At 71.1% G+C, this 15,144-nt stretch carries 13 protein-coding genes; 8 read left to right on the top strand and 5 right to left on the bottom strand.

Translation table 11 applies throughout. The features are described from left to right. Positions 1-8: 8 nt before the first annotated feature. Genes AB0L59_RS37510 through sbnA form a run of 3 tightly spaced genes read left to right on the top strand, consistent with a single transcriptional unit; the run spans position 9 to position 3,139 of the window. Positions 9-1,013: a TauD/TfdA family dioxygenase gene (locus AB0L59_RS37510; protein WP_365591366.1), complete on the top strand. Its 1,005-nt coding sequence runs from the start codon at positions 9-11 to the stop codon at positions 1,011-1,013. Further along, complete coding sequence (sbnB, locus tag AB0L59_RS37505) at positions 1,010-2,080, top strand: 2,3-diaminopropionate biosynthesis protein SbnB (protein WP_365591364.1); 1,071 nt, start codon at positions 1,010-1,012, stop codon at positions 2,078-2,080. Before AB0L59_RS37510 ends, sbnB begins: the two co-directional genes overlap by 4 nt. A gap of 36 nt (positions 2,081-2,116) precedes the next feature. After that, complete coding sequence (gene sbnA, locus AB0L59_RS37500; RefSeq protein ID WP_365591363.1) at positions 2,117-3,139, top strand: 2,3-diaminopropionate biosynthesis protein SbnA; 1,023 nt, start codon at positions 2,117-2,119, stop codon at positions 3,137-3,139. Between the two features lie 37 nt (positions 3,140-3,176). Here sbnA and lpdA read toward each other — a convergent pair whose 3' ends face one another. Together lpdA and AB0L59_RS37490 are read right to left on the bottom strand one after the other, a co-directional pair. Further along, positions 3,177-4,574, bottom strand: coding sequence for a dihydrolipoyl dehydrogenase (lpdA, locus tag AB0L59_RS37495; RefSeq protein WP_365591361.1), 1,398 nt, complete (start codon positions 4,572-4,574; stop codon positions 3,177-3,179). Positions 4,575-4,607: 33 nt separating this feature from the next. Then, on the bottom strand, positions 4,608-5,171 hold the full coding sequence (locus AB0L59_RS37490) for an SDR family NAD(P)-dependent oxidoreductase (RefSeq protein ID WP_365591359.1): 564 nt from the start codon (positions 5,169-5,171) through the stop codon (positions 4,608-4,610). A 324-nt stretch (positions 5,172-5,495) separates the two neighbouring features. On the opposite strand from AB0L59_RS37490, the gene AB0L59_RS37485 reads away from it, so the two are divergent. The 5 genes from AB0L59_RS37485 (at position 5,496) to AB0L59_RS37465 (ending at position 12,111) form a co-directional block, all read left to right on the top strand. Continuing rightward, positions 5,496-6,239, top strand: a complete 744-nt coding sequence (locus AB0L59_RS37485) for a beta-phosphoglucomutase family hydrolase (RefSeq protein WP_365591357.1) — start codon at positions 5,496-5,498, stop codon at positions 6,237-6,239. Beyond that, the gene (locus AB0L59_RS37480) at positions 6,236-8,632 is read left to right on the top strand and encodes a glycosyl hydrolase family 65 protein (RefSeq protein ID WP_365591355.1); all 2,397 of its coding nucleotides are present in this window, start codon (positions 6,236-6,238) and stop codon (positions 8,630-8,632) included. The genes AB0L59_RS37485 and AB0L59_RS37480 overlap by 4 nt, the downstream gene beginning before the upstream one ends. Before the next feature lie 468 nt (positions 8,633-9,100). Beyond that, positions 9,101-9,235 carry a hypothetical protein gene (locus AB0L59_RS37475; protein WP_365591353.1) on the top strand — a complete coding sequence of 45 codons (135 nt, stop codon included), beginning with the start codon at positions 9,101-9,103 and terminating at the stop codon, positions 9,233-9,235. Positions 9,236-9,331: 96 nt separating this feature from the next. Beyond that, a complete protein-coding gene (locus AB0L59_RS37470) occupies positions 9,332-10,201 on the top strand; it encodes an aldo/keto reductase (protein ID WP_365591351.1) in 870 nt (289 codons plus the stop codon). Positions 10,202-11,343: 1,142 nt separating this feature from the next. Continuing rightward, on the top strand, positions 11,344-12,111 hold the full coding sequence (locus AB0L59_RS37465) for a glucose 1-dehydrogenase (protein ID WP_365591350.1): 768 nt from the start codon (positions 11,344-11,346) through the stop codon (positions 12,109-12,111). 51 nt (positions 12,112-12,162) lie between these two features. Here the strand turns inward: AB0L59_RS37465 and AB0L59_RS37460 are convergent, their stop codons facing one another. The 3 genes from AB0L59_RS37460 to AB0L59_RS37450 all read right to left on the bottom strand — a co-directional run. Next, positions 12,163-13,656 carry an MFS transporter gene (locus tag AB0L59_RS37460; RefSeq protein ID WP_365591349.1) on the bottom strand — a complete coding sequence of 498 codons (1,494 nt, stop codon included), beginning with the start codon at positions 13,654-13,656 and terminating at the stop codon, positions 12,163-12,165. A 51-nt stretch (positions 13,657-13,707) separates the two neighbouring features. Next, entirely contained in the window at positions 13,708-14,628 is a 921-nt protein-coding gene (locus tag AB0L59_RS37455) for an NAD(P)-dependent oxidoreductase (RefSeq protein WP_365591347.1), read from the bottom strand. Continuing rightward, positions 14,625-15,144, bottom strand: a 520-nt coding sequence (locus AB0L59_RS37450; protein WP_365591345.1) for an aldo/keto reductase, incomplete at its 5' end; no start/stop codon positions are given. The genes AB0L59_RS37450 and AB0L59_RS37455, both read right to left, overlap by 4 nt.

The following is a 15,144-nucleotide window of genomic DNA, read 5'->3' as shown; positions in this document are numbered from 1 at the left end:
AATCCCAGATGCCGTCCTCATCCCTGGCGTCAGCGCTCGATGTGGAACTGCGACCGGACAAGCCGGCGCTGCTGCACGTCGATCCCCTCGACGACGCGCCGAGCTGGGCGGCCGCGTCTCGCGAGGCGTTGCGCGCGCAGGTCGCCGAGCACGGGGCGCTGGTCGTCCGCGGCCTCGGGCTGCGGGACATCGATCAGGTCGGTGCCGTCTTCGCGCGTCTGTCCGGCGGCCTGATGACGGAGCGGGAGGCCTTCGCCCCCCGTCAGGCCCACCTGCCCGGCCTGTACGCGTCCACGACCTGGCCCGGCAACCAGCCGATGTGCATGCACCACGAGCTCAGTTACCCGCTCCAGGTGCCCGGCCTGATGCTGTTCGCCTGCCTGACCGCGCCCGAGGAGGGCGGGGCGACGGCGGTGGCCGACGCCGAAGAGGTGCTGCGGGCGCTGCCCACCGGGCTCACCGAACGGTTCGAGCGGGAGGGCTGGATCCTGACCCGCACCTACAACGACGAGATCGGGGCGAGCCTGGCGGAGTCGTTCGGCACCGGCGACCGCGCCGAGATCGAGCGCTACTGCCGGGCCAACGCCATCGACTTCGCCTGGCAGCCCGACGGGACACTGCGCACCCGGCAGCGGCGCGGCGCCGTCGTCCGCCACCCGCTCACGGGCCGGCGCTGCTGGTTCAACCAGATCGCCTTCCTCAACGAGTGGACGCTGGCCCCGGAGGTACGCGAGTACCTGGTGGACGTGTACGGCGCGGACGGGCTGCCGTTCAACACCCGCTATGGCGACGGCAGTCCGATCGGCGAGGACGTCGTCCAGTCGATCAACTCCACCTACGAGGCGCACACCCGCCGCGAACCCTGGCAGGCCGGCGACCTGCTGCTCGTGGACAACATCCGCACCGCGCACAGCAGAGAGGCCTTCACCGGAGACCGGCAGGTCCTGGTCGGCATGGCCGAGCCGCTGCAGCCCGGCGACCACAGCCCGGCACCGGAGGCGAGCGAGCGATGACCGAGGTACTGTCGTCCGCCGACCGGCCGGCCACGCCCGAGCCGGCTTCCCTGCCGACGTTCGCGGTGATCACCGGTGAACAGGTACAGCGAGCACTGAGCGGGCGCGAGAAGCAGCTCGTGGCACTGGTCGAGGCGGCCTACCGGCTGCACGACACCGGAGACACCGTCAACCCGCCGTCGTACTTCCTGCGCTTCCCCGACCGCCCCACGGCGCGGATCATCGCCCTGCCGGCCTCCCTCGGCGGGTCGGTCCCCGTGGACGGTCTGAAGTGGATCTCCAGCTTTCCGCAGAACGTCGAGGCCGGGCTGCCACGCGCCTCCGCGGTGCTCATCCTCAACGACCACGACACGGGTTACCCGTTCGCCTGCCTGGAGAGCTCGATCATCAGCGCCACCAGGACCGCGGCGTCCGCGGCGCTGGCGGCCGACTGGCTCAGCCGCGGCCGTCCCCGCCCCACCCGGGTCGGCTTCTTCGGCACGGGACTGATCGCCCGTTACATCCACACCTTCCTCGACGGCACGGGCTGGGCCTTCGAGGAGGTCGGCGTGCACGACGTGTCCGCCGACAGCGCCACCGGCTTCTGCGGCTACCTCCGGCAGGCCGGCACCACCGCACCGATCACCGTCCACGACAGCGCCGAGGACCTTGTCCGCGCCAGCGACCTCGTGGTCTTCGCCACCATCGCCGGCCGGCCACACGTCACCGACCCTGCCTGGTTCGGCCACAACCCGCTGGTCCTGCACGTGTCCCTGCGCGACCTCGCCCCCGAGATCCTGCTCGGCTCGGCCAACTTCGTCGACGACGTCGAACACTGCCTGAAGGCCGACACGTCGCCCCATCTGGCCGAACAGCTCACCGGCAACCGCGACTTCCTGAACGGAACGCTCAGCGACGTCATGGCCGGGCGCGTCACCCCGCCGGCCGACCGGCCGGTGGTCTTCTCGCCGTTCGGGCTCGGCGTCCTCGACCTCGCCGTCGGCAAGTACGTCTACGAAGAGGTGTCCCGGGTGGGAAACCTCCGTCTCATCGATGACTTCTTCCACGAACTTCGCCGCTACGGCTGAGGCCGTCGTCCTCGGCCCGGCACCAGGAGGTCCGTCGTGCCCGTCATCTCAGCTCCCTACGAGTTCAACCAGAGTGATCTCTTCGTCCATCTCGAGTCGATCTGCGGTTTCCCGCTCTACCTGAAGTGCGAGGCCTTCAACTTCGCAGGCTCCATCAAGCTGAAGGCCGCGAGGGAGATGGTGGAGAGCGCCGAACGTGACGGAATCCTGAAACCGGATTCCGTCCTCGTCGAGTCGTCCTCCGGAAACCTTGGCGTCGCGCTCAGCATGATCGCCGCCAGCAAGGGATACCGGTTTCTGTGCGTGACGGACTCCCGTTGCAACCTGCCGACCAGGCTCCTGATGGAGGCGCTCGGCAACGAGGTGCACATCGTCGCCGACCAGGACTCCAACGGCGGTTTCCTGGGGACGCGGATCGAGTACGTCCGTGCGCTGTGCGCCTCCGACGACCGGTACGTCTGGCTGAGTCAGTACACCAACGAGGGCAACTGGTGGGCGCACTACCGCACGACGGGCCCGGAGATCGCCCGCCAGTTCCCGGAGCTGGACGTCCTGTTCGTCGGGGCGGGCACCACCGGCACCCTGATGGGCTGCGCACGCTACTTCCGGCAGTGGCACCGGCCGGTGCGGATCGTCGCCGTGGACAGCGTGGGCTCGGTGGCGTTCGGCGGCGAGCCGGGCCGCCGGATGATCCCGGGCCTCGGAATGAGCATGCGCCCACCACTGCTCGACGAGTCCTATGTGGACGAGGTGATCCGGGTGGAGGAGACGGACACCATCCGGATGTGTCAGCGCCTGGCCAGACGCGGCTTCCTGTTCGGCGGCTCCACCGGAACGGTGGTCAGCGCGGCGACGGACTGGCTGGCACGACATGACGGGCGCGCGGTCACCGCGGTGGCCATCGCGCCGGACCTCGGCGAGCGCTACCTCGACACCATCTACCAGACCAACTGGCTGCAGGACCTGTACGGCGACGAGGTACTCGGCACCCCCGTCATCGCCGACGCCCCCGTCATCGCCGACACCGCTCAGGCGGACACCGTGTCCCGAGAGGCCTAGCGGTTCCGTCGGCATCAGGCGGACGGCCGGGGCCGGCTCAGAGGTTGATCATGTGGCCCGCGAGACCGTGGAGGGCGTCCTGGACCGCCTCGCTCAGGGTCGGATGGGCGTGGACGTTGCGGATCAGCTCCGTCACCGTGAGGTCCCACTTCTGGGCGAGGGTCAGCTCCGGGAGCAGTTCGGTCACGTCCGGGCCGATCATGTGGGCGCCGAGCAGTTCGCCGTAGCGGGCGTCGCTCACCAGCTTCACGAAGCCGGCGGTGTCGCCGAACCCGTGTGCCTTGGCGTTGGCCGTGAACGGGAACTTCGCCACCCGGACGTCGAAGCCCTGCGCGCGGGCCTCGGTTTCGGTCCAGCCGAAGCTGGCGATCTGGGGCTGGCAGAACGTCGCGCGCGGGATCATGCGGTAGTCCAGTTCCATCGTCTCCGCGCCGGCGATGGTCTCGGCGGCGACGACGCCCATAGCCTCGGCCGCGTGGGCCAGCATCAGCTTCGCCGTGACGTCACCGATGGCATAGATGTGCGGCTGACTGGTGCGGCAACGGCCGTCCACGTCGATGGCGCCGCGGTCGGTCAGCCGTACGCCGGTCGAGGCCAGCCCGTAGCCGGCGGTACGCGGCTGGAAACCCGTGGCCTGCAGCACCCTCTCGGCCTCCAGGACCTGCTGTCCCTCCCCGTGCCGGATCCTGACGCGGACACCGCCGGTGTCCTCCTCGATGGACTCGACGCGGGCCGAGGTCAGCACGTTGATCCCCTGCCGCTTGAACCGCTTGGTGAGCTCGGCCGACACCTCCTCGTCCTCCAGTGGCGCGATCCTGCCGAGGAACTCGACCAGTGTCACCTCGACGCCGTAGGAGCGCAGCAGATAGGCGAACTCCACGCCGATGGCGCCGGCCCCGGCGATGATCAGGCTCGACGGGAGGCTGTCGGCGAGGATCTGCTCTTCGAACGTCACGACACGCTTGCCCGGCGTCGTGCCGGGCAGCAGCTTCACGGTCGCCCCGGTGGCGATGACGCAGGAGCGGAAGGAGAGCGTCGCCTCGCCGTCCCGCAGACGCACCTGCAGCGTGTGCGGGTCGACGAAGGTACCCTGCCCCTCGAACTGGGCGATCTTGTTCTTGCGCATGAGGTAGCCGACGCCCTTCACACGGCCGTCGGCCACCACCCGGCTCCGCTCGTAGGCGCTGCGGTAGTCCAGGCCCACGTCCCCGCCGATCTTCACGCCGAACTTCTCCGCGTCGTGCAGGATCAGCTGCGCCACCTCGGCGTTGCGCAGCAGCGCCTTCGCCGGGATGCAGCCGATGTTCAGGCAGACTCCGCCCCAGAAACGGCCCTCCACGATGGCCGTACGAAGCCCCAGCTGCGCGCAGCGGATCGCCGCCACATAGCCGCCGGGGCCCGCTCCGAGGACGACGACATCGAAGTCAGTGTCCATGTCCACCTCTCCCATGCGGTCCGTCGGCACCCGTCACGGCGCCGGTTCCAGGAGCTCCACCGGGCCGGACAACACCGCGCGCACCCGGCGGGAGACCTCGTCGACCAGGGCCTCGGCCTCGCCGCTGCCGATCGCGTCCAGGGGCCGCGCGGCCACCTGTGCCGCCGGCAGCTTCGGCACGTCCCAGCCGGCGGTAGCGTCGGTGTCCACGGGGCCCACATGCACCCCGACGACCAAGGTCCCCTGCCCGCGCAGACCAGCACGCAGGGCGTTCGTCAGCGACCACTCGGCGGCCTTCGGGGCCGCGTGACCGGGCCGCCGCGGCTTCACCCGCCACGAGGCCACCGACAGCACGTTCACCAGGGCTCCGCCGCCGTTCGCCGCGAGCACCGGCGCGAAGGCACGCGCGATCCCGGCGTTGTCGATCACGACGGTCGTGTCGGACGCCAGGGCCGCGGCTGCCGCGACAGCGTTCTCGGGGTTGCGGACCGCCGCGTACACCTTGGCGGCGCCCCGGGTGAGCCGCGCACGGGTGAACGCCCGCCCGATGCCTCTGTTCGCGCCCGTTACCAGTGCTGCCGATCCCTTGACTTCCATGGCCGGACACCTCGATCCGTGGAGTGCCGCTGACGGGGACAGGGCCCGAGCGCATCGCGTGAGGCGCGCAGTTTCAGCGTTATGGCGGGCACGGGGGAATGCAAGCCGGGCATTGTGGCCGGGCCTGCGGTCGGACGGCAGGGCGCGGATCCGCGAGCGGACCGCGAAGTTCGTCACGGCGCCGGACGCGCGCCCCGCGGTCGGGATCAGGTGGCCCCGTACCGAACGGCTTCGCCCGGAGGGCCTCCACCGAGCGGGTGCCCTCCGGCGCGGCGGACGGTGATCTACCGCGCCCGTCCGCACCTGCCTCCTAGCCTCGGCGGCATGCTGGGGCTTCCTGCGCACGTCCGTGCCTGCCTGTTCGACCTAGACGGGGTGCTCACCCAGACCGCGAAGGTGCACGCGGCCGCCTGGAAGGAGATGTTCGACGGATATCTCCTGGAGCGTGCGACGCGCGAGGGCACCGCGTTCGTGCCGTTCGACGCGGTCGGCGACTACGACGAGTACGTGGACGGGCGGCCCCGTGAGGACGGCGTGCGTACGTTCCTCGCCGCGCGCGGGGTGCACCTGCCCGAGGGATCGCCGGGGGACCCGCCGGAGGCGGAGACGGTGAACGGACTGGGCAACCGGAAGAACGGGCTGGTACTGCGGCGGATCCGCGAGGAGGGCGTGGAGCCCTACGACGGCTCGGTCAGGTACGTGCACGCGGCGCGGGCGGCGGGCCTGCGCTGTGCGGTGGTGTCGTCGAGCGCGAACACCCGGGACGTCCTGAGAGCGGCCGGTATCGAGGACCTGTTCGACGAGCGGATCGACGGAGTGGTCGCGCACGAGCGCGGGCTGCGGGGCAAGCCCGCCCCGGACACCTATCTGGAGGCGGCCCGGGGGCTCGGCGTGGATCCGGGGGACGCCGCGGTGTTCGAGGACGCGCTCGCCGGCGTCGAGGCCGGACGGGCCGGACGGTTCGGTGTGGTCGTGGGCGTCGACCGGGTGGGCCAGGCGGAGCAACTGCGGGCGCACGGCGCCGATGTGGTGGTCCGTGACCTCGCCGACCTTCTGGAGGAACGGTGATCACCCATCCCAGCTTCACGGTCGAGCCGTGGTGCCTGCGCGAGACCGAGCTGAACCTGGACGTGCTCGCCCAGAGCGAATCCGTCTTCGCCCTCTCCAACGGACACGTCGGGTGGCGCGGCAACCTCGAGGAGGGCGAGCCGCACGGACTGCCCGGCGCGTACCTCAACGGCGTCTTCGAACGGCATCCGCTGCCCTACGCCGAAGCGGGCTACGGATATCCCGAGTCCGGCGAGACGATGATCAACGTCACCGACGGCAAGGTCATCCGGCTGCTGGTGGACGACCACCCGTACGATCTGCGCTACGGCCGGCTGGTCGAGCACGAGCGGGTCCTGGACTTCCGCTCGGGCATCCTCAGCCGCACCGCGCGGTGGACGTCACCCGGCGGTCGTACGGTGCGGATCTCCTCGCGGCGGCTCGTGTCCTTCACCCAGCGAGCCGTGGCCGCGGTGGTGTACGAGGTGGAGCCGGTCGACGGACCGGCCACGGTGGCCGTGCAGTCCGAGCTCGTCGCCAACGCGCAGCTGCCGCGTTTCCAGGGCGATCCCCGTGTGGCCGCGGCGATCGAGTCGCCGCTGATGGCCGAGGAGAACTTCGCGCAGGACACCCGGCTGCGGCTGGTGCACAGCACCGACCGCAGCGCGCTGCGGGTCGGCGCAGCGGCCGACCATCTCGTCGAAGGGCCGGAGACCACCCGCTGGACGGCGCAGTGCGAACCCGACGTCAGCCGGCTGACGGTGACCGCCGACCTGGTGCCCGGGCAGCCGCTCCGGCTGGTGAAGTTCGTGGCCTACGGCTGGTCGGGGCAGCGTTCGCTGCCGGCCGTGCACGATCAGGTGGACGGGGCGGTGGCGGCCGCGGTCAGCACCGGCTGGGACGGCCTGGCCGCGGCGCAGCGGGCGTACCTCGATCGCTTCTGGGCGGGCGCGGACGTCGAGGTGGAGGGCAGCGCGCGCATCCAGCAGGCGGTGCGGTTCGCCCTCTTCCACGTGCTCCAGGCGGCGGCCCGGGGTGAGAACCGGGCGATTCCGGCCAAGGGCCTGACCGGCACCGGATACGACGGGCACTGCTTCTGGGACACCGAGTCCTATGTGCTGCCGCTGCTGACGTTCACCGCTCCGGAGACCGTCGCGTCGGCGCTGAGGGCGCGTCACCGGATGCTGCCCGCGGCGCGGGAACGCGCGCGCCAGCTGGGGCTCGACGGAGCGGCGTTCCCCTGGCGCACGATCGACGGTGCCGAGTGTTCCGCCTACTGGCCGGCCGGGACGGCCGCCTTCCACATCAACGCCGCCATCGCGGTGGCGGCCGACCGGTACGTCATGGTGACCGGGGACGAGGACTTCGAACGCGGTGAGGGGCTCGACCTCCTCGTCGACACCGCGCGGCTGTGGCGCTCGCTCGGACACCACGACGCGGAAGGCGTCTTCCACATCGACGGGGTCACCGGTCCCGACGAGTACAGCGCGATCACCCGCGACAACCTGTACACCAATGTGATGGCCCGGCAGAACCTGGTCTCGGCCGCGGACATCGCCGCGCGTCATCCGGAACGCGCCGCGGAACTGGGCGTCGACGAGGAGGAGACCGCGGCGTGGCGTGACGCCGCGGCCCGCATGGCGATGCCGTACAACGACGCGCTGGGTGTGCACGAGCAGTCGGCCGGATTCACCAGTTTCCAGCGCTGGGACTTCGAGGCGACCCCGCCCGAGAACTACCCGCTCCTGCTGCACTACCCCTACTTCGACCTCTATCGCAAGCAGGTGGTGAAGCAGGCCGACCTGGTGCTGGCGATGATGGAGTGCCCGGACCTCTTCTCCGCGGAGCAGAAGGCGCGCAACTTCGCCTACTACGAGGCGCTGACCGTCCGCGACTCCTCCCTGTCGGCGTGCTTCCAGGCGGTGCTCGCCGCCGAGACCGGGCATCTGCGACTGGCCTACGCCTACCTCGGAGAGGCCGCGCTGATGGACCTGGACGATCTGGAGCACAACACCCGTGACGGGCTGCACATCGCCTCGCTGGCCGGGACGTGGATCGCGCTGGTCGCCGGCTTCGGAGGCTTGCGCCGGTACGCCGACGACGCCGGGCTCCAGAACCTGCTGGGTTTCGCACCGCGCCTGCCGGAGGCGCTGTCCAGGGTGGCGTTCACGCTGCTGGTACGCGGACGCAGGCTGAAGGTGGACATCGGTCCGTCCCATGTGCGCTACCGCCTGGTGGAGGGCGAACCACTGGTCGTGCTGCATCACGGAGAACCGACGCCGCTGACCGCAGGCGTCCCGGTGGACCGCCGGATGCCACCCGCGCCCGTGCCCCCCGAGCCGCAACAGCCGGCGGGCCGCCGCCCGGTGGGCCTGCCCGTCGAGGAGGAGGACCGGTCGGCGCCACAGGAGTAGCCCACAAGAGGCGACGTCCGGGACTTCGTGCATGGCGCACCGAGGGGCCGTCCCGGTGCGCGGTCCCGAAGGGGCGACCGCACCCTCCCGTGCGCCTCATGGCGCGACGCATGAGCGCCACGACCGTCGAGGTCGACGCGTCCACCTGCCGGGGATGCGGACGGGAAGCGGGCGGACGCCGCACGGGGGCGGGAAGATCCGCCCGCCCGTCCCGCGCCGTCCTTCCCACCCTCATCCGCGACCTGCCGCGCTCGCACAGTGGTCTCCTGAACGACGCCACGGCCTTCGTGCAGCCCGCGGCCGCCGCCATGGCCGGTCTCTTGCTCGGCCGCCTCACTCCCCGCCGGACCATCTTCCGGCGGCGCCTCCTTCTCCGGAGCTGTCCGCACCGTCGCCCCGCTCGCACAGCCCCATCAGCGGGCCGGACTCTTCGCGGCCGTCTACCTGGTCGCCTAGCCGAGCTTCGGAGTGCCGGCGATCGTCGCAGGACTGCTGATCGCCACGCTCGGCCTGCCGGACACCGTCCTCGGCTACGGCGTCGCCGACATCGCCGCCGCTACCCTCGGACTTGTCGCGCAGTACCGCATGAACACGCGCCGCTGACCGCTCGAGCGCATACGGGTGACCGCCGCCGACGCCTCGGCCCCGACCGCGCCGCCGTGTCAGACACCAACCACCCGACAGCAAGAGGTGCACACCATGACACAGCAAGACTCACGTCCCGCCGACGCCTCCGGAGTCTTCCGACTCGGTGGTGACCTGCCTGTCAACCGGCTCGGATACGGAGCGATGCAGCTGACCGGCCCTGGCGTGTGGGGACCACCCAAGGATCCCGAAGAGGCCGTGCGTGTCCTGCAGCGGGCCGTCGAGCTGGGCGTGAACTTCATCGACACCGCTGACTCCTACGGCCCGTTCGTCAGCGAGCAGCTCATCCACAAGGCACTGCATCCCTACCCGGCGGACCTGGTGATCGCCACCAAGGGCGGGCTGTCCCGCTCGGGCCCGGACGACTGGCGGGCTCTGGGCCGGCCCGAATACCTGCGACAGCAGACCGAATTGAGCCTGCGCCACCTGGGCGTGGAGCGCATCGACCTCTACCAGCTGCACCGTATCGACCCCAAGGTTCCGCTGGCCGACCAGCTCGGCGAGCTGCGCCTCCTCCAGCAGGAGGGCAAGATCCGCCACATCGGACTGTCCGAGGTGACGGTGGAGCAGATCCAGGAAGCCCGTACGATCGCGGACATCGTCTCCGTGCAGAACCTGTACAACCTCGCCGACCGCAGCGCCGAAGACGTACTGGACTACGCTGAACGCGAGAATCTGGCCTTCATCCCGTGGTTCCCGATGGCCACCGGAGAGCTGGCGCGTGCGGGCGGCCCGCTGGACACGCTCGCGAAGACGTACGGCGCGAGCCCTTCCCAGCTCGCCCTGGCCTGGCTGCTGCGCCGCTCTCCCGTCATGCTCCCGATTCCCGGCACCTCCCGCGTGTCCCACGTGGAGGAGAACACCCAGGCCGCCCGGATCGCCCTCGGCGACGCTGAATACCAGGCGCTCAGCCAGGCCGTGTGAACGGCAGCCCGACCGGCCCGGCGCACGGTAGGCGAGGCGCCGGGCCGGGAAAGCTGCCCACGCACATCTGCAGCACGGGTGGACGGTTCATCCGGGTGTGGAGTTGACGTACTCCGCACATCGCGCTGCACCACAGCAGGCCCTCGGCCGCTTCGACGTCTTCGGTCACGACCTGCGCTCCGAAGACCCCTCACTTCAAGCCCAGCGGCGCCACGCGGCGGCCGAGCTGAAAGATCCGGGCATGGGTGTGATCCGGCGTGGGGGCGACAGCAGTGTGCACCCTGCGGCGAAGCCGGCCGATTCGGCCGATTGCGTCGCCCTGACACGGCCGACCGCCGGATCCCGCCGGCGCTCGGACCGACGACGCTGCGGTCTTTCCCGCGACCGGCCTGTCGGCAGGCGCCCTGCCAGGGTCTTCCCGAATGCGTCGAGCAGGCCCGGGGCGTTCTCGGCGACGGCGCGGTCCTGGCCCGGGCAGCGACCGTCCGGCCGACGCCCCGACGCCCCGACGCCCCGACGCCCCGACGCCCGGTGACCCGGGGCACCGACGACGCGATCAGCGCCCACCTGGCCGAGTTCCACTCCGCCGACGCCGGCCACGTGGCGTGCACGCCAGGGTTGGCGTTCTCTTCCGGATCACCGCCCGGTGCCACAGCCACCCCGAACGGCCGGTGTGGAGGAGTCACACGGCGAGGCCGGCGCTGCCGGCCCAGTCGCGGCCCCGCGGCAGACCGCTGACCTGACGGCGAACATGCCGGTTCGGTCGTGTCCTGCTCGGTGTGTCGTGCGGCGCGGTAGCGATCGCCGGTCCCGGCCGCTCCGGCGGCACATGTGTGCGCTGTCCGGGTCAGGCAACCGCGAGGTGCGCGCGGCTCGTAGCCCGGCTGCCATACGCTTCGCCACGAGCGGGCACAAGCGCCGCCTCTGGCCATCGCACGCGCCCGGACCGGCACACGAGCGGCGTGTCACGCGCCACCTCGGGTCCGGGGCAGGCAGCGGGCCCGCTCTCACAGGGGGTCTTGGCTCTGCCTGCGGCCTCGCCGTGATCCGCGCAGGGCTTGGGCGCTTTGGACGCGCGTCACCTCACGCACGAGGTGACGGACAACTGCCTTCCTGTGGAACTGTCCAGAGAGGATTTCCCCATGTCAGCTCCCGTGGTCGTCATCACCGGCGCGCTCAGCGGAATCGGGCGTGCCACCGCCCTGGCCTACGCCCGCTTGGGCGCCCACGTCGTCGTCTCGGGCCGGCGCCAGGATCTTGGTGAGGACTTCGCCAAGGAACTCGAGGGCCTCGGAGCGCAGGCCCTGTTCGTCCGGGCCGACGTGCGCTTCGACGACGACGTACGCAACCTGGTCGACCAGGCCGTCGATCGCTTCGGAAGGGTCGACATCGCCTTCAACAATGCCGGAACCGAAGGACAGGTGGCGCCGATCACCGCCGTCACGGACGACGCGTACGCGGCCACCTTCGACACGAACGTCAAGGGAACTCTGCTGAGCTTGAAGCACGAGTTCCGCGTCATGCAGGAGCACGGCGGCGGCAGCATCGTCAACGTCAGTTCCACGTTCGGCCAGATGGGCCTGCCCGAAGTCTCCCTGTACGTCGGCAGCAAGCACGCCGTCATCGGCATCACCAAAGCGGCCGCCATCGAGGGCGCCGCGCACCACATCCGGGTGAATGCCGTCGCCCCCGGTTACACGCAGACGGCCATGTACGAGCGCGTGACCGGCGACGACCACACGCGTGAGGCGGTGAACTCCGTCCTGCCCATGCACCGGGCGGGCACCCCGGAAGAGGTGGCCGAGGCCGTGATCTTTCTCGGGTCCGAGAAGGCCGCGTACATCACCGGTCAGACCCTGACCCTGGACGGCGGCCTCATGGCGGGCTGGCCCCTCTTCCCCGCCGTCTGACCGGCCCTCCGCCCGAGCGGGCCGCATCCCCGCCCGTGCACCCCGCATGAGTCAGGTGATGCCATGCCGTGGTGCCCGGTACCAGGCCTTCATCGCCACGAGTGTGGCGAGGGCGGCCGCCAGCAGCCCGGCGAGCATCGCTGCCCGGTCGCCGACTGCCATGGAGGTGCGCCGTGTTCGCTCGACCGCGTCGGCGACCGTGGGAAGCAGTGCCGCTCCCATCGCGGCGCCCAGCTGACGGCTGGTGTTGATCACTCCGCCGACCAGACCCTGGTTACGGTCGGCGATCCCGGCGCTCGCGGTGACCATGCTGCCGAATGCCATGCCGGCGGTGCCGAACCCGACGAGGGTCACCGCCACGAGCGGCAGATGCGAACCGTCGGCCCCAGGGAGCTGGGTCAGGGCGGCGAAGCCGGCGGTGGCGGCGGTTCCGGTCACCACCAGCACGCGTTGAATGCCGAGTCGCCGGGTCAGCCGTGCGCCCAGCAGGCCGGTGGCGAGTCCGACAATCCCTTGCGGCGCGATGCTCAGTCCGGCCTCGAGCGGGGACACGTGCAGGACTTGCTGGAGGTAGACGGAGAGAACGAGCATCTCACCGCCGTTCCACAGGCCGAGCAGCAGCATGAGGGTGGTGGCGTCACGCAACGCGCGGTTGCGCAGCAGTGCCGGCTGCACGAGCGGGTCGGAGGCCCGGTGTTCGTTGGCAGCGAAGGCCGTGCCTGCCAGAGCGGACAGTCCCAGCGGGGCGAGCACGTTGACGGAGTCGATACCGGTGGTGGCGGTCTGGGAGACGGCGAAGACCAGGGCGCCCACAGCCAGGGTGATCAGGAGGGCACCCGACGTGTCCAGGTGCCGCCCGCTCCGCGTCAGTCTCGACTCGCGCAGGACACGGGGGGCGAGCACCATGGCGGCCAGTCCCACGGGCACGTTGACCAGGAAGACCGAGCGCCAGCTGAGGAACTGCACCAGTACGCCGCCGAGCACCTGGCCGGCGACGAAGCCGACGGACGCCGTCGCACCGTACAGACCCAGCGCCCTGGTCCGGCGCGGGCCCTCGGCGAAGCCCGTGGTGATGAGGGACAGCGCGGCAGGCGCGACCATCGCGGCCCCGCTGCCCTGCACCACGCGCGCGGCGATCAGCAGGATGGGGTCGCGGGCGAGTCCGCCTGCCAGGGACGCCGCCGTGAACACGCTGATCCCGGCGAGGAACAGGCGCCGGCGCCCGTAGAGATCACCGGCCCGGCCGCCGAGGATCAGCAGGCCGCCGAAGGCGATGGCATAGGCCGTGACCACCCACTGGACCGTGGCGGCGGAGACGGCGAGTTCACGCTGGATCGACGACAGGGCGACGTTCACGATGCTGAAGTCCAGCACCACCATGAAGGCGGCGACCAGGATGAGCGCCAGCCCCAGCGGTCCGTGCTCGCCCGTTCCGGCCGCGGTGCCGTGGTGGTCGTGCTGGTCCGCTCTGCTCGTGTCGTCGCGGGGCCGCGTCGTGGCCGCGTCCGGCGTGGCTGGGGCGGTGGGTCCGGCGTACGTCTTCATCGCCGTGCGTCCTTTCGTTGCGCCGGTCCGGTCGTTGGCCGGCCGGTCGGATCACGCCGTGACGTAGACGGAGGACAGGTCGTCGTCGGCGTGCTCGACGGCGGTGTCCCGCCAGCGGGGCAGCAGCGCTTCGGTGAGCGGCAGCCGGGTGCCGAGGCCGGACGCGGCCTGTACCGCCAGCTCGGCGTCTTTGACCGCGTGCTTGAGTGCGAAGGCGGGGGTGAAGTCGCCTGCCAGCATGGAGCCGGCCTTCTGCACCGCGTACGGCGACCCGAGCGGGGTGGCCTTCAGCAGTTCCACCATCGCGGCGGGGTCCAGGCCGAGCCGGCCGGCGAAGGACAGTACCTCCGCGGTGGCTTCGACGAGGTCGACGAGCCAGCTGTTCAACACCAGCTTCGCCTTGGTTCCGTCACCGGCCGGCCCCAGCCAGACGGTGGCCCGGCCCAGCGCGCCGAACACCGGGGCGAGGACGTCCTGAACCCGGTCGGGACCGCTGGCCAGGATGATCAACTGACCTGCCTGGGCGGGTCCTTCGCTGCCGGAGACCGGAGCGTCCACGTATGTCACCCCGCTGCGGGCCGCGATCGCGGCGAGCCGGGCCGACCATTTGGCCCCGATGGTGCCCATCTGCACCCAGATCAGCCCGGGGGATCGGTCCAGGAACCCGTCCGGGCCGGTCGCGGCGCGCTCGGTGGCGGGCCCGTCGGCCAGCATGGTGATGAGGATCCCGGCGCCCTGCACCGCTTCCGCAGGGGTGTGTGCGATGAACGCTCCGTGCTCGGCCAGGGCCGTCGCGCGGCTGCTGGTGCGGTTCCACACCCGAAGCCGGAAGCCGTCGCGGGCCAGGTTGGCGGCCATGGGGCCGCCCATCCGACCGGTGCCCAGGAAGGCGATCAGGGGGGTCTTCGCGGTGCGGTCGCCGAAGGGGGCCGCCGACGTGTGCTGCAGTGAGGCCGACTGGGTGGTGGTCATGACATACCCTCCGGGGTGGGACCCCCGACCGGGACGGCGGCGGTCATGATGTGGTCGATCTCGGCCAGGTCGGACCGGCTGAGGTGAAAGTCGAGCGCGCCCAGGCTCTGCACCAGGTGGGCCGGGGTGCGGGCGCCGACGATGGCGACCTGGACGGCGGGGTGGGCCAGCACCCAGGCCACCGCCAGTTCGGCGACGGATCCGCCGCGGTTGGCGGCGAAGGCGCGCAGCGCCGACACGACGTCGAGATTGCGGGCGAGCCCCGGACCGGTGAAGGCCGGGCTGTGGCCGCGCCAGTCGTCGGGATCGAACGTGGTGTCAGGGGTGATGGACCCGCCGAGCAGCCCGTGTGCCAGGGGTCCGTAGGCCAGGACGCCGATGTGGTGCTCGGCGGCGTAGGGCAGCAGGTCGGTTTCGATGGCGCGGCGGAAGAGGTGGTAGGGCGGCTGGACGGTTTCCACCGGCAGTACGGTGGCGAACTCGGCCATCTGCGCGGGTGTGTAGTTGGAGACACCC

It is taken from the genome of Streptomyces sp. NPDC052109, from assembly GCF_040680195.1.
Taxonomy (GTDB): domain Bacteria; phylum Actinomycetota; class Actinomycetes; order Streptomycetales; family Streptomycetaceae; genus Streptomyces.
The sequence above is the reverse complement of the archived record's forward strand: the minus strand, read 5'-3'. Positions and strand labels throughout refer to the sequence as shown.

Bases quoted from the DNA above. Each gene is read 5' to 3' on its own strand.
- AB0L59_RS37490 (WP_365591359.1), bottom strand. From the start codon at position 5,171: ATGGAAGTCAAGGGATCGGCAGCACTGGTAACGGGCGCGAACAGAGGC.
- AB0L59_RS37485 (WP_365591357.1), top strand. From the start codon at position 5,496: ATGCTGGGGCTTCCTGCGCACGTCCGTGCCTGCCTGTTCGACCTAGAC.
- AB0L59_RS37460 (WP_365591349.1), bottom strand. From the start codon at position 13,656: ATGAAGACGTACGCCGGACCCACCGCCCCAGCCACGCCGGACGCGGCC.
- AB0L59_RS37470 (WP_365591351.1), top strand. From the start codon at position 9,332: ATGACACAGCAAGACTCACGTCCCGCCGACGCCTCCGGAGTCTTCCGA.
- AB0L59_RS37465 (WP_365591350.1), top strand. From the start codon at position 11,344: ATGTCAGCTCCCGTGGTCGTCATCACCGGCGCGCTCAGCGGAATCGGG.
- AB0L59_RS37510 (WP_365591366.1), top strand. From the start codon at position 9: ATGCCGTCCTCATCCCTGGCGTCAGCGCTCGATGTGGAACTGCGACCG.
- AB0L59_RS37455 (WP_365591347.1), bottom strand. From the start codon at position 14,628: ATGACCACCACCCAGTCGGCCTCACTGCAGCACACGTCGGCGGCCCCC.
- sbnB (WP_365591364.1), top strand. From the start codon at position 1,010: ATGACCGAGGTACTGTCGTCCGCCGACCGGCCGGCCACGCCCGAGCCG.
- lpdA (WP_365591361.1), bottom strand. From the start codon at position 4,574: ATGGACACTGACTTCGATGTCGTCGTCCTCGGAGCGGGCCCCGGCGGC.